This is a genomic window from Skermania piniformis, assembly GCF_019285775.1.
Classification (GTDB): domain Bacteria; phylum Actinomycetota; class Actinomycetes; order Mycobacteriales; family Mycobacteriaceae; genus Skermania; species Skermania pinensis.
This window is the reverse complement of the sequence record NZ_CP079105.1, coordinates 4,007,879-4,022,086: the sequence shown is the minus strand read 5'-3', so window position 1 is coordinate 4,022,086 and position 14,208 is coordinate 4,007,879. Positions and strand designations below refer to the sequence as shown.

Genomic DNA, 14,208 nt, shown 5'->3' with positions numbered 1-14,208 from the left:
CGAGGAGATGTAGTAGATGGCGGAGGGTCCGGGGTCGGGCAAACGGCTGGCCTGCCTGTTGGTAGGGCTGGGCGCGCTGCTTCTTACCGCGGCGCTGCTGATTCCCACCTACGCCATCGGGAAGATCGCGAAGACGCCGCTCGATCTGGAGATCACCACGATCGCCACGACCGCGCCGGACAAGGGCGCTCAGGTGCTCGACGCGCGGTCGCTCACCACGCCCACCGGCAAGGCGCAGGTGAACGCGAACGTGCCACTGGTATCGCAGCGTTTCCTCACCGTCGAAGAACCCGCGGATGCCGACCGGGTCACCCTGCAGGCCGGGCAGACGTTGCGCCGCACCGACAAGCAGGGCGACACCGGGTTGCTGACGGCGACCGTCGATCGGGTCACGATCGATCGCACGACCGGGGAGCCGCTGGACGATCCGATCGGGTCGATCCAGGTTCAGGCCGACCAGCCCGCCGAAGAGGTACCGCATACCGGCTTGCAGTACCGGTTCCCGATCGGTACCGAGAAGAAGAGCTACCCGTTCTTCGATATCAATGCGCGCCAGTCGGCGGATATGAGCTTCGTCGACGAGACCGAGATCAGCGGGCTGAAGGTGTATCACTTCAAGCAGACGATCCCGCCGGTGGACCTGTCCAAGGTGGTGAACAGTCCGGCGAACAAGCTGTCCTTGCCCGCCGACAAGTGGGGTGTGCCCGGGGGCGCCGATCCGGTGACGATGACCCGGTGGTACACCGACGAACGCGAGGTCTGGGTGGAGCCGAAGACCGGCACCATCGTCCGCGGTCAGGAGCAGGTGTACCAGTACTACGCGCGGGCTGCGGACAAGCCGGAGGTCACCGTGCTGCAGGCCGCGCTCGCGTTCGACGAGAACACGGTCGAGTCCCAAGCCGCCACCGCCAAGCAGTATGTCGACGAGATCGCGTTGTACGGCCGGTTCCTGCCGATCTCGTTCGGCATCGTCGGATTGCTCGCGTTGCTCGCCGGGATCTTCCTCGGGATTCGCGGCGGATCCGGTGGCCGCGGTCGCCGGTCGCCGGCCGTCGCTACCGATCCGCCCGACACCGGCGCCCATGCGATGCCCGACCCGGCTGATCCGCCGGCGCCGGGGTATCGGACCGAGGCGACCGGCCGGAGTGAGATCGACGCCCCGACCGAAGTCATCTATCCGCGCTTCGACGAGTATCCGCGGGACCGGTAGCCGAGCGTCCGACCGACGAACCACGCACGGCGAGGACGCAACCGATCAGCGCGGTGACCGCCGACGTCGTGGTCGCAATCACGATCAGCCGGGTTACCGAGTCGGCGAAGCCGGCGGCGGCGGCGATCTCCACCGGTAGGGCGATCCAGACGACGGCCGAGGTTCGGGTCCGTTCGGCCGCGATCGCGGCCAGCAGGGCCCCCTGCAGTACCGCCAGGCAGGCACCGTTCAGCGCGAACAGCCACAGCAGCCCCTGCACCGGCAGATAGTCCGCGCCGACCAGCGCCGGTGCCAGCGGTGCGGCTGCGGCGGCGCCGCCGACCGTCACCACGCCGAGCCCGGCCAGCACCGCGATCGTGGTCCGTACCGCCCGTGCGGAACCGTCCGGCTGCGCCATCCGCGGGTACGCGACCACCCCGACCGCCTGCGGTAGCCAGAAGGCGACCTTGGCTGCCACCGCGCCGAGCGCGTATCGGCTGGCGTCTGCCGGATCGAGCAGCACCCGGGCGGCGATCAGGTCCGTCGCGGCGAGCGCGATCAGCGCGAGCTGTACCAGGGACGCGCGCCCCACGGCGACGACGCCGGCGCTCGTCGTCGCCCGGCCGGCTGGAGGCACAGCGAGCTGCGGGTCCGGCCGGTGCCGGACGTCCGCCGCGGGATCCCCGGCCGAATACCGCCGGGCGACGACGGCGACCCCGGTCAGGGTCGCCGAACCCACCGCGAGCGCCGCCGTCGCGCCGCCGCCGGCGGCGAGCACCGCGATCGCGGGCAGCTTGCTCGTCCCGGCGAGAACGAGCAGCACCGCGAGGCCACGGAAGCGTTCCCGCCCCTGCAGCAGACCCTGGACGCCGGCGAGCAGGACCAGAGCCGGGGCGGAAAGCACCGCTGCCGTGGCTGCGGTGGCCGATACCTGCAGTGCCCCGCTCAGCAGCGGAATCAGCGCTGCGCCGGCCGCGGCGACCAGCACGGTGCAGCGATCGGCGAGCCGGCGCAACGGCTGGATCGGGGCACCGCGCACCACTTCCCGGGCGATCACGTTCTGCACCGCCAGCGCGGGCACGGCAAGCAGCAACTGCACGGCGAGCAGGCTGGCGAAACCGCTGTAACCGGCGACCCCGAGCCAGCGGCCCGCGGCGAGCTGCAGCAGGTAGCCGGCGAGGTTGGCGGTGAGCCCGCCCAGCGTCACAGCGGTGAGCCCACGCATGCGAGCCATGATGCAGGATGACCGGTATGGCAGCGGCGCGGTGGCTCCGGACCGTCCCGGTGAGCGCTGTCCCGATCGGCGTTCGGGTGGTCCCGATCGGCTACAGCGCCGGGCTCGCACTGCTGATCGCGGGTCCGCTGCTGGGGCCGGGCTATCTGCTCTGGCGCGACGCCGTCGCCACCCCGCGCTCCTATCTCACCGACAGTGCGCTCGGGCTCGGCGATACGGCGCCGCGGGCGGTACCGCAGGATGCGGCGGTCGCCGTGCTGTCGGTGGTGCTGGACGGCGGTTGGGTGGTCCGGCTGATCCTGGTCCTGGCGTTGTGGCTGGCCGGTTGGGGGGCGGCGCGGCTGGTCCGCGAGCTGCTCTCGGTCGGAATCGGGCCACAGCTGGTGGCGGCGACCGTGGCGGTCTGGAACCCCTATGTTGCCGAACGCCTGCTGCAGGGGCACTGGAGCCTGCTCACCGGGTACGCGGCGTTGCCGTGGGTGGCGCTCGCGGCGCGCGAAGCGTCGTGGTTCGCGCTGCTCGCGGCGTCGGCGGCAGCGGGGCTCACGCCCACCGGCGGGGTGCTGGCCGCCATCCTCGCTGCGGTGGTGGTGCCGTTGCGGCGGCTGCCGGCGATCGCCGCGGTGGCGGTCGGTGCTGCGGCGCCCTGGCTGGTTGCGTCGTTGTTCGGCGGCTCGGCCGGGATCGGCGATCCGGCCGGGGTGGCGGCGTTCGCAGCCCGGGCCGAGCCGGGTCTAGGCACGCTGGGCAGCCTCGCCGGACTCGGCGGGATCTGGAATGCGGACGCCGTACCGAGCTCCCGCACGGGCGGTTTCGCGCTCGTCGGCACGGTGGTGCTGCTCGGCGTCGTCGCACTCGGGCTGCCGGCGCTGTGGCGCACCCGCGATCGAACCGTTCGGGCGTTGCTGCTGTCGGCCGGGCTGGCGGTGTTGCTCCCGGCGGCCGCGGCCACGCCCCTCGGGTTGTCGACGGTCGAGTGGATGGTCCGGCAGGTACCCGGCGCCGGGCTGTTCCGGGACACGCAGAAATGGGTCGCGTTGGCCGTGCCCGGCTACACCCTCGCCGCCGCGGCCGGCTGCCGCGCGCTGGCCGCGCGGACCACGTCTGCGGCGGCCGTGCCGCTCGCCGGCCTGGTGCTGCTGGCGCTGCCGGACCTGGCGTGGGGCGTCGGCAACACGATGCATCCGGTGCGGTATCCGCCCGGCTGGTCGCGGGTTGCCGACGCGGTGCGCGGCGACGGCGCGGTGGCGGTGCTGCCGGCCGGGATGTTCCGGACGTTCCCGGGCGTGCCGGTTCCCGTGCTCGATCCGGCACCGCGGATGGTGCGCGCCGATGTGTTGCAGACCGGTGACCTTCCGGTCGGCGGGACGGTGGTCGCGGGCGAGGGAGCGTGGGCCCGGCAGGTGCAGCGTTTGCTGACCGCCGGCGCCGACCCGGCCCGGCTGGCCGACCTCGGGGTCGGCTGGGTGCTGGTAGAGCGCACCAGCGGTGGTGCGCTCGGTGCCGCCCAGCGCACCGTGGACCGACTCCCCGTGGTCTACGCCGACGCCGACCTCGCGCTGTATGCGGTCGGTACGCCCCGGGTGCAGCGGCCGCCGCCGGCGCAGCGGGCGGGGGTCGTCGCCGCCCACCTGCTCTGGGCCGGGATCGGTGTCGGCGGCCTACTGGGTGCCAGCGGGCTGCTCGGGGCCGTGGTCGGTGCGATCCGGCGGCGCGATCAGCCCTGACATCAGTTCGCTCCGGGTGGTCGCGGTCAACACCGCACGCACCCCGGCTGCGCATTGTGCCCAGGAGAACTCCTGCGCCCGGCCCCGGGCCTTCTCGCCGAGCAGCGCGCGCGCCTCCCGATCGAGCAACAGTTCCCCGAGTGCTTCGGCCAGCTGTTCCGGGTCGTCGACCAATACCCCGGTCACGCCGTCGATGATCGAATCGGTGAGTCCGCGCGAACTGCGGTACCCCACCGTCGGCACGCCGTGCTGGGCCGCCTCGATCACCGCGAGCGCCCAGCCCTCCTTGCGCGACGGCAACGCCTGCACCCAGGCCTGGGCGAGCAGTTCGTGCTTGCGCCGCTCGTCGACGTGACCGTGGAAGGTGACCTGGTTCTCGATACCGAGGGTGTGCGCCCGGGCCCGCAGATTCGGCGCCCACCAGCCGTCGCCGACGATGTCGAGATGCAGCCCCGCGATCCGATATCGCAGCGTGGCGACCGCGTGCAGCGCATCCTCGATCTGCTTGTGCGGAACCAGCCGGGACAACACCACGATGCTCGGATGCGCGGTCCGGTCCGGATCGGTACCGGCGCCGACCGCATCCGGTACCGGCGCGGCACCGTTGCGGACGACCGCGATCCGCGCCCGGTCCACGCCGAGCTCGGCCAGATCCTCCGCGGACGGCAACGAGACCGTGAGGTACTGGTTGCGGCGGTGCGCCCGGGGGCCGAGGACCGATTCGATCCACCAGCCGAGGCGGCCGACGAGCCGGCCGGCGACCGGCCACTGCTCGCGGTGGCAGTGATGGACGAGGACGGTCACCGGCGCGCCGGCGACGGTCCGGGCGAAGAACGGCACGCCGTTCTGGGTGTCGAGCACCGCGTCCGGCCGGGTTCCGCGGAGCGGACCGAGCCCGACCCGGGCGAAGGCGATCGCGGCGAGCGCGCGGGGGTAGACGGTGTACCGGCCGCCGCCCCGGCTGATCGTGAGCCCGTCGCGGTGCTCCCGGCGGGCCGCGCCGGGGTAGCGGGCGGTGCGCAGCGTGACCCGGATTCCCTGAGCGGCCAACTCGGCGCCGACCTGTTCCAAGAACTGTTCACTGCCGCCGCCCTGGGGGTGCCCGGTGTCCCGCCAGCACAGCAACAGCACTTCGCGCACGGGTTCGCTTTCGCCGGGGGTCGCGGTCGGGTCCACATTAGACCGAGCATCGGCGAAGGGTGTAGAGGCGAAGGCGTAGCGGCCGCGACGTCGGATGGCGCGGTCCGCCGACCGGACCTTGACTAGAGTTCGGGTCGTGTCCCGAACCCCGACCGCTCGCCTGGCCCGGCGGGCCACGCTGCGCCGGTCGGCTCGGTTGTTGGGTGAGTTCCGGTTCGAGCAGTCCGATCCGGACCGGTTCTACGGCGCACTCGCCCACGACACCGCGCTGCTGATCGACGATCTGTACCGCGACGTGACCGGGCAGACCCTGTTCGGTGCGACCGTGCTGGATGTCGGCGGCGGACCGGGCTACTACGCCAAGGAATTCGCCGAACTCGGTGCGGGCTATTACGCGGTCGAGCCGGATCCGACCGAGATGCACGCTGCGGGCCTGCCACCGGCGGGTGCGGTGCGCGGGTCGGGCATGGCGCTGCCGATCCGGACGGACGCGGTGGACGTGTGTTTCTCCTCCAACGTTGCCGAACACGTGCCGCGGCCGTGGTCGATGGCGGCGGAGATGCTGCGGGTGACCCGCCCGGGTGGGTTGATGGTGTTGTCGTACACGGTGTGGCTCGGGCCGTTCGGTGGACACGAGACCGGCCCCTGGCATTACCTCGGCGGCGAGCGCGCTGCCCGGCGGTATCGGCGGCGACACGGGCGGGAGCCGAAGAACCGGTACGGCCGGTCGCTGTTCGAGGTGCGCGCCGGCGACGGTCTGCGCTGGGCCGCCGGGGCGGTCGGTGCGGACCTGGTGGCGGCGTTCCCGCGGTATCACCCGCGCTGGGCCTGGCCGGTCGTGCGGGTCCCCGGGCTGCGCGAGGTGGCGACGAGCAACCTGGTGTTGGTGCTGGCACCGACGGATGCTCGGCACCGCTGAGCGGGCACCGGCGTCGGTGCGTGCGGGCGGTGCGGCGTCTGCTCGGCACAGCTTCCTACACTCGGCGGGTGTACAGCTGTTGTCCGCTCGCGCCGAACCCTGGCTCCGGCGATGCGCTCGAGCGAGTCGGCGGGGCGCGAGCAGGTATGTTGATACGTTCCGGCTTTGGGCCGACTGTGCGGCCTGTCGGCCTGGCGAGAGGTTTTGTCATCGATGAGTGAGTCCGGTGTTTCGGGTAGGTCGGGGACTGCGGGTTCAGGCGCTGGTCGTGGCGGTGGTCGTCGTTCGCGGGGCGGTGCCTCGCGGGGGGTGACGTTGCCGCAGTTGCTCGCCGGGGCGGTCGCGATCGATCCGGCCGGGCCGGCAGTGGTGTACGACGGTGTGTCGGTGTCGTATGCGGAGTTGGATGCGGCGTCGTCGCGGCTGGCGCGGGTGCTGATCGGCCGTGGCCTGGGGCCGGAATCTTTTGTCGCGGTGGGTATTCCGCGGTCGGTGGAGTGGGTTGTGGCGGTCTGGGCGTGCGCGAAGGCGGGGGTGGCTTTCGTCCCGGTGGATCCGCGGTATCCGGTGGGTCGGGTCGAGTTCATGATCGCGGATTCGAACGTGTCGCTGGGATTGACGGTGGCCGGGGTCGTCGATCAGTTGCCTGATGTCGTCGAGTGGCTGGTGGTCGACGCTGCCGAGTTCGGTGCTGTTTTGGCGGCTCATTCCGCCGATCCGGTCACGTATGCGGATCGACATGGCGTGGTGCGGGTCGAGAACTGCGCGTATGTGATCTACACCTCGGGTTCCACGGGACGCCCGAAAGGTGTTTCCGTCACACATGCGGGTTTCCAGAACTTTGTGACCGATATGCGGGATCTGTTCGGGGCGGATCGGTCGTCTCGGGTATTGCAGGTGGCGTCGCCGAGCTTCGACGCTTCGATGCTGGAATTGCTGATGGCGGTCGCCGGCGGTGGGACGTTGGTGGTGTGCCCGCCGGACGTGTACGGCGGAGCCGAGCTCGCCGAGCTCATCCGCCGGGAGCGGGTATCGCATGCGTTTATCACGCCGGCGGTGTTGGCGTCGATGGAGCCGACGGACCTGGCCGAGTTCGGGATGTTGTTGGTCGGTGGTGAGGCGTTCTCGGCGGAGTTGGTCGGGAAATGGTGGTCCGGGCGGGACATGGTGAATGTCTACGGTCCGACCGAGACGACGATCTTGGCGCTGTCGAGTCGGCCGCTGCGGCCGGGTGGACTGCTGCCGATCGGCGTGCCGATGCGCGGGGTGTCGGGGTATGTGCTGGATGCGCGGCTGGGGCGGTCTCCGGTGGGGGTGGCCGGGGAGCTGTATCTGGCAGGTCCCGGCCTTGCGCGGGGCTACGGCGGACTGTCGTCCTTGACGGCAGGGCGATTTGTGGCCGATCTGTTCGGCGGACCCGGTGGGCGGATGTACCGGACGGGCGATGTGGTCCGTCAGGTGGAAATCGACGGCCGGTTGGAGATCGTCTACGTCGGTCGCAGTGATTTCCAGGTGCAGGTCCGTGGTTTGCGGATCGAGCTGGGCGAAATCGATGCGGCTCTGACCGAGCACGACGCGGTCGGTTTCGCGGCGACCGTCGCGCACACGGCCGAGTCGGGCGACGTGAGCCTGGTTGCCTACCTGCGTTTGGTGCCGGGTGGGGCGGTCGATACGACCGAGCTGAAAGATTTTCTGGGGCGGTCGTTGCCGGCGCACATGGTGCCGGCCCTGTTTGTGGTGCTCGATCAGATCCCGTTGACGGTGAACGGGAAGCTGGACCGTGCGGCATTGCCGGAGCCGGTGTTCGAGGTGGCGGAGTTCCGGGAGCCGGCGACGCCGATGGAAAAGGTCGTCGCCGAGGTATTCGCCGACGTGCTCGGGCTGGATCGGGTCGGCGCAGACGACGACTTCTTCGCGATCGGCGGGAATTCGCTGATCGCCACGCAGGTGGTGGCACGGCTGGGGCAGGCAACGGACGCGCGGCTGTCGCTGCGGGTGCTGTTCGAGGCTTCGACGGTGACGGGCTTGGCGGCGCAGTTGGCGGAGTTGGCCGGGGAGGGTGGGCGTCCGGCTTTGGTTGCGCGGCCGCGGCCGGAGCGGGTGCCGTTGTCGTTGGCGCAGTCGCGGATGTGGTTTCTGAACCGGTTCGATCCGGAGTCGGTCGCGTACAACGTCCCGTTCGTGGTTCGGCTCACGGGCGCGCTGGACGTGGTTGCGCTGCAGGCGGCGGTGGCCGATGTGGTGTCGCGGCACGAGGTGTTGCGCACCGTGTACCCGGAGTTCGACGGCGCCGGTTGGCAGGTGGTGCTGGAGCCGGCCGCCGCCGGGGTCGAACTGACTGTCGGCGAGCTGATCAGCGAGGCCGACCTGCTGCCGGTGATCGGCGACTTCGTCACGACCCGGTTCGACGTGACGCGGCAGGTCCCGGTCCGGGCGCGGATCTGGCCGGTCCGGTTCGACACCGAGGCATCCGACGGAAACGAGTTCGTGCTGGCCGTGGTGGCCCAGCACATCGCGGTCGACGGGTATTCGGCGACCCCGTTCATGCGGGACATGATGGTGGCGTACGAGTCTCGGTTGCGGGGTGGGGTGCCGGGGTGGGCGCCGTTGGGGGTGCAGTATGCGGATTACAGCGTGTGGCAGCGGGAGGTGTTGGGGGCGGAGTCGGATCCGGGGTCGGTGATGGCGCGGCAGTTGGGTTTTTGGCGTGGGGTGTTGGCGGGGGTGCCGGTGGAGTTGGGGTTGCCGTTGGATCGGCCGCGGCCGGTGGTGGCCAGTGGTCGGGGTGGTGTGGTGGGTTTCGGGTTGTCGGAGGTGCAGTGGGCGGGGTTGGAGCGGGTGGGGCGGGAGTTGGGGGCGACGCCGTTTGTTGTTTTTCATGCGGTGTTGGTGGTGGTGTTGGCGCGGTTGTCGGGTGAGTGGGATGTGGTGGTGGGGGCGCCGGTGGCGGGTCGGGGTGAGGCGGAGCTCGACGAGTTGGTGGGGATGTTTGTGAATACGTTGGTGTTGCGGACGCGGGTGGATCCGGGGATGTCGTTTGCGGAGTTGGTGGTTCGGGTTCGGGGTGGGGATGTGGCGGCGTTGGGGAATGCGGATGTGCCGTTCGAGCGGTTGGTGGAGGTGTTGGATCCGCCGCGGTCGCAGGCGCGGCATCCGTTGTTCCAGGTCGCGCTGTACTTCCAGAACTTCGGCACCAGCAGTTTCGAACTACCCGGACTTACCTTGTCCGGGCTCGACTTCGATCCTGCGGTCTCGCGGTTTGATCTGCAGTGGTCGGTGCAGGAGGGGTTTGATGGTGTGGGTGTGCGGGAGGGGTTGGTGGGGAGTGTGGAGTATGCGGTGGAGTTGTTCGATGAGGTGACGGTGGTGGGGTTTGTGGAGCGGTTGGTGCGGGTGGTGGATGTGGTGGTGGGGGATGTGGGGGTTGTGGTGGGGGATGTGGATGTGTTGGGGGTGCGGGAGCGAGGGCTGTTGTTGCGGGGGTGGAATGCGACGGATCGGGTGGTGTCGGCGGGGGGGTTGTTGGCGGGGTTCGATGCGTCGGTGCGGGTGGATCCGGATGCGGTGGCGGTGGTGTTCGAGGGTGTGGTGGTGACGTATGGGGAGTTGGATGTGCGGGTGAATCGGTTGGCGCGGTTGTTGATCGACGTGGGTGTGGGTCCGGAGGTGTTGGTGGGGTTGGTGTTGCGGCGTTCGGTGGAGTTGGTGGTGGGGATGTATGCGGTGTTGCGGGCGGGTGGGGGGTTTGTGCCGGTGGATCCGGATCATCCGGCGGAGCGGGTGTCGTATGTGTTGGGTGTGGCGGATCCGTTGTGTGTGTTGAGTGTTCGGGGTGATGGGGGGGTGGTGCCGGGGGGTTGTTCGGTGGTGTGGTTGGACGAGGTGGATCTTTCTGCGGGGTCGGTGTGGTCGGGGGCGCCGGTGTCGGTGGGGGAGCGTCGGGGTGTGGTACGTCCGGGGAATACCGCGTATGTGTTGTTCACGTCGGGGTCGACGGGGCGGCCGAAGGGGGTGGTGGTACCGCATGCGGCGGTGGTGAATCAGATGGTGTGGTTGGTGGCGGAGTACGGGTTCGACGGTTCGGTGGTGTGGTTGCAGAAGACGGCGACGACGTTCGATGTGTCGTTGTGGGGGTTTTTCGCGCCGTTGTGGGTGGGGGGGCGGGTGGTGTTGGCGGTGCCGGGGGGGCAGCGGGATGTGGGGTATGTGGCGGGGTTGATCGCGGAGTATGCGGTGACGGTGACCGATTTCGTGCCGTCGATGTTGGGGGTGTTCGCGGGGTTTGTCGAGGGGGGGTTGTTGGGGTCGTTGCGGGATGTGTTGGTGATCGGGGAGGCGTTGCCGACGTCGGTGGTGCGGGCGTTCGCGGGGGTGGCGCCGGGGGCGCGGGTGCACAATTTGTACGGGCCGACCGAGGCTGCGGTGTCGATCACGTATCGGCAGGCGGGGGTGTCGGATGGGGGGGTGTCGGTGCCGATCGGGGTGCCGGTGTGGAATTCGCGGGTGTATGTGTTGGACGGCCGGTTGGGGTTGGTGCCGGTGGGGGTGGCGGGTGAGTTGTATCTGGGTGGGGTGCAGGTGGCGCGGGGGTATGCGGGTCGTCCGGATTTGACGGCGGAGCGGTTTGTGGCCGATCCGTTCGATGTGGTGGGTGGGGGCCGGTTGTATCGGACGGGGGATGTGGTGGTGTGGGACGCGGCGGGTGAGTTGGTGTATGTGGGGCGGTCGGATTTTCAGGTGAAGTTCCGGGGGCAGCGGATCGAGTTGGGGGAGATCGAGGCGGTGTTCGCGGGGGTGGCGGGGGTGGGTCAGGTGGTGGTGACGGTGTTCGAGGGGGGTCAGGGGCAGCAGTTGGTGGCGTATGTGGTGGCGGCGGATCCGGTGGTGGGGGTGGATCCGGACGGGTTACGGGTGCTGGTGGGGCGGGAGTTGCCGGTGTATATGGTGCCGGACGCGGTGGTGGTGCTCGAGGAGTTGCCGGTGAACGCGGCGGGGAAGTTGGACCGGGCGGCGTTGCCGGCGCCGCAGGCGCGGGTGGAGGTGTTCCGGGCGCCGTCGACGCCGGTGGAGGAGATTGTGGCGGGGGTGTTCGGGCAGGTGTTGGGGGTGGCGCGGGTGGGTGCCGATGACGACTTTTTCGCGTTGGGGGGTAATTCGCTGGTCGCGACGCAGGTGGTGGCGCGGTTGGGGGCGGCGTTGGATGCGCGGGTGCCGTTGCGGGTGTTGTTCGAGGTGTCGTCGGTGGCGGGGTTGGCGGCGCGGTTGGAGTCGCATGCCGATACCGGGCGGGTGGGGTTGCGGGTGTGGGACCGGCCGGCGCGGGTGCCGTTGTCGTTGGCGCAGTCACGGATGTGGTTTCTGAACAGGTTCGATCCGGGGTCGGGGATCTACAACCTGCCGTTCGTGGTGCGGTTGTCCGGGGTGGTGGATGTGGACGCGGTGCGGGCGGCGTGGGCGGATGTGGTGGCCCGCCACGAGGTGTTACGCACGGTGTATCCCGAACACGACGGGGTCGGGTTCCAGGATGTGCTGGACCCGGCCCGGGCCGGGGTCGAGCTCGAGGTGGTGGCTGCGGTCACCGAGGACGCGGTGCCCGCGTTGGTCGCCGAGTTCGTGGGTGCGGGTTTCGATGTCACGACCGGGGTCCCGGTCCGGGCCCGACTCTGGCCCCTCACCACCACCACTACCGACACCGACACTGATGCTGTCGAGACTGGTGTGGTGGGTGTGGTTTTGGGTGTGGTGGTGCATCATATTTCGGCGGATGGGTTTTCGGTGGGTCCGTTGGTGCGGGATGTGGTGGCGGCGTATGCGGCGCGGGTGGGGGGTGGGGTGCCGGGGTGGGCGGCGTTGCCGGTGCAGTACGCGGATTACAGCTTGTGGCAGCGGGCGGTGTTGGGGGCGGAGGAGGATCCGGGGTCGTTGTTGGCGGAGCAGGTGGGGTTTTGGCGGGGGCAGTTGGCGGGGTTGCCGGAGGAGGTGGGGTTGCCGGTGGATCGGCCGCGGCCGGTGGTGGCCAGTGGTCGGGGTGGGGTGTATCGGTCGGTGTGGGATGCGGGTGTGATGGCGGGGGTGGCGGGGGTGGCGCGGGGGTGTGACGCGACGCCGTTCATGGTGGTGCATGCGGTGGTGGCGGTGTTGCTGGCGCGGTTGTCGGGGGGGTCCGATATTGCGGTGGGGACGCCGGTGGCGGGGCGGGGTGAGGCCGAGCTCGACGAGTTGGTGGGGATGTTCGTGAACACGTTGGTGTTGCGGACGTGGGTGGATCCGGGGGCGCGGTTTGTCGATGTGGTGGAGCAGGTGCGGCGGGTGGATGTGGCGGCGTTCGGGCATGCGGATGTGCCGTTCGAGCGGTTGGTGGAGGTGTTGGATCCGCCGCGGTCGGCGGCGCGGCATCCGTTGTTCCAGGTGATGGTGGCGTTCCAGAACCTGAACGCGGCGGCGGAGCCGGTGGAAGTGGCGGGTGTGGCGGTCTCAGGGGTCGAGTTGCCGGTGGTGACGGTGAAGTTCGATCTGCAGGTGACGTTCGTGCCGCAGCCCGATGGGGGGCAGCTGGTCGAGTGGGCGTACGCGACGGATTTGTTCGATGCGGACACGATCGCGGGGTACGCCGATCGGTGTGCCCGGTTGGTGGCGGCGGTGGTGGCCGATCCCGAGGCGGTGGTGGGGGATCTGGTGTGGTCGACCGGGGCGGAGACGGCGGCGTTGCTGGCGGTGGGCCGGTCGCCGGCGGTGGGGCGGGCTGTGGCGGGGGCGGACACGTTGGCGGGGTTGTTCGCGGCGGCGGCGGCAGCGCATCCGGGGCGGGTGGCGGTGTCGGCGGGCGCGGCGCGGGTCACGTATGCGCAGTTGTCCGGGCTGGTGGGGCGGTGGGCGCGGTTGTTGATCGATGCCGGGGTCGGGCCGGGGGTGTTGGTCGGGGTGGTGTTACCGCGGGATGAGCGGTTGGTCGCGGTGTTGGTGGCGGTGTTGACCGCGGGGGGTGGGTATGTGCCGGTCGATCCGGGTGCTCCGGCGGAGCGGATCGCGGTCGTGCTCGCCGATGCTGCACCGACGGTGGTGATCGTCACGGCGGCGGATCGGGGGCGGGTCGCGGGGAGCGGGGCGCGGGTCGTGGTGGCCGACGAGGTCGAGGTGTCGGGGTATTCCGATGCGCCGGTCACCGATGCCGACCGGACCCGCCCGCTACGCGGTTCGGATGTGGCGTATGTGATTTTCACCTCGGGGTCGACCGGACGCCCGAAAGGGGTGCTGGTCGAGCACCGTAACGTGGTCGAGTTGCTGGTCAACACGCAGGGATTGTTCGGGTTCGACGAAACCGATGTGTGGACGTTGTTCCACTCGTACGCGTTCGATTTCTCGGTGTGGGAGATCTGGGGTGCCCTCGCTCACGGCGGGGAAGTGGTGGTGGTCGACTACTACACCGCCCGGTCTCCGCACGCGGTGCACGAGTTGGTGACCACGCGGGGAGTGACGGTCCTCAACCAGACACCGTTGGCGTTCTACCAGTTCGCCGAGGCCGACCGCACCATCGAACCCGCCGCCGGGGGTCCGGGGTTGGTGTTACGGCACGTCATCTTCGGTGGTGACGCGTTGGAACCGGGGAAGCTGACCGGCTGGTTCGACCGCCACCACGACACGGTCCGGTTGACCAACATGTTCGGGATCACCGAAACCACCGTCCACGTCTCCGCCACGACCGTCACCGCGGAGCTGGCCGCCGCGGCCGGGCCGAGCGTGATCGGTCGGGGTATCCCCGGGTTCCGGCTTTACGTCCTCGACTCCCGGCTGCACCCGGTCCCGGTCGGGGTGGCCGGGGAGTTGTACGTCGCGGGCCGGCAGGTCACCCGCGGCTACCTCGACCGGCCCGCCCTGACCGCGTCGCGTTTCCTCGCCGACCCGTTCGCCCCCACCAGCCACCCGGACCGGTTGTACCGGACCGGGGACGTGGTCCGCTGGAACAACCACAACGAACTGGAATACCTCGGCCGCGCCGACA

General features: G+C 70.1%; 6 protein-coding genes (1 of these 6 running past the window's edge). 4 read left to right on the top strand and 2 right to left on the bottom strand.

Annotated elements, in window-relative coordinates:
• The first annotated feature begins 16 nt into the window (after positions 1-16).
• Positions 17-1,210: a cell envelope lipid trafficking protein PgfA gene (gene pgfA, locus KV203_RS18650; protein ID WP_083530273.1), complete on the top strand. Its 1,194-nt coding sequence runs from the start codon at positions 17-19 to the stop codon at positions 1,208-1,210.
• Here pgfA and KV203_RS18645 read toward each other — a convergent pair.
• Positions 1,170-2,414: a polysaccharide biosynthesis protein gene (locus KV203_RS18645; RefSeq protein WP_066473665.1), complete on the bottom strand. Its 1,245-nt coding sequence runs from the start codon at positions 2,412-2,414 to the stop codon at positions 1,170-1,172. The genes pgfA and KV203_RS18645 overlap by 41 nt on opposite strands.
• Before the next feature lie 26 nt (positions 2,415-2,440).
• Here KV203_RS18645 and KV203_RS18640 point away from each other — a divergent pair, with 26 nt between their 5' ends.
• Entirely contained in the window at positions 2,441-4,150 is a 1,710-nt protein-coding gene (locus tag KV203_RS18640) for an MmpA family trehalose lipid delivery protein (protein ID WP_066473668.1), read from the top strand.
• Here the strand turns inward: KV203_RS18640 and KV203_RS18635 are convergent.
• A complete protein-coding gene (locus KV203_RS18635) occupies positions 4,085-5,290 on the bottom strand; it encodes a glycosyltransferase family 4 protein (protein WP_066473701.1) in 1,206 nt (401 codons plus the stop codon). The two genes, KV203_RS18640 and KV203_RS18635, sit on opposite strands and share 66 nt — an antisense overlap.
• 136 nt (positions 5,291-5,426) lie before the next feature.
• Here KV203_RS18635 and KV203_RS18630 point away from each other — a divergent pair, with 136 nt between their 5' ends.
• Both KV203_RS18630 and KV203_RS18625 read left to right on the top strand, forming a co-directional pair.
• A complete protein-coding gene (locus KV203_RS18630; protein ID WP_066473670.1) occupies positions 5,427-6,209 on the top strand; it encodes a class I SAM-dependent methyltransferase in 783 nt (260 codons plus the stop codon).
• A 309-nt stretch (positions 6,210-6,518) separates the two neighbouring features.
• Positions 6,519-14,208, top strand: the start of a protein-coding gene (locus KV203_RS18625; RefSeq protein WP_246600252.1) for a non-ribosomal peptide synthase/polyketide synthase. Its footprint extends 22,583 nt past the window's final position; the window shows 7,690 of its 30,273 coding nt (coding positions 1-7,690); its start codon is at positions 6,519-6,521; its stop codon lies off the right edge, out of view.

Excerpts from the sequence above, each read along its gene's own strand:
- pgfA (WP_083530273.1), top strand. The coding sequence starts at position 17 with ATGGCGGAGGGTCCGGGGTCGGGCAAACGGCTGGCCTGCCTGTTGGTA.
- KV203_RS18645 (WP_066473665.1), bottom strand. The coding sequence starts at position 2,414 with ATGCGTGGGCTCACCGCTGTGACGCTGGGCGGGCTCACCGCCAACCTC.
- KV203_RS18640 (WP_066473668.1), top strand. The coding sequence starts at position 2,441 with ATGGCAGCGGCGCGGTGGCTCCGGACCGTCCCGGTGAGCGCTGTCCCG.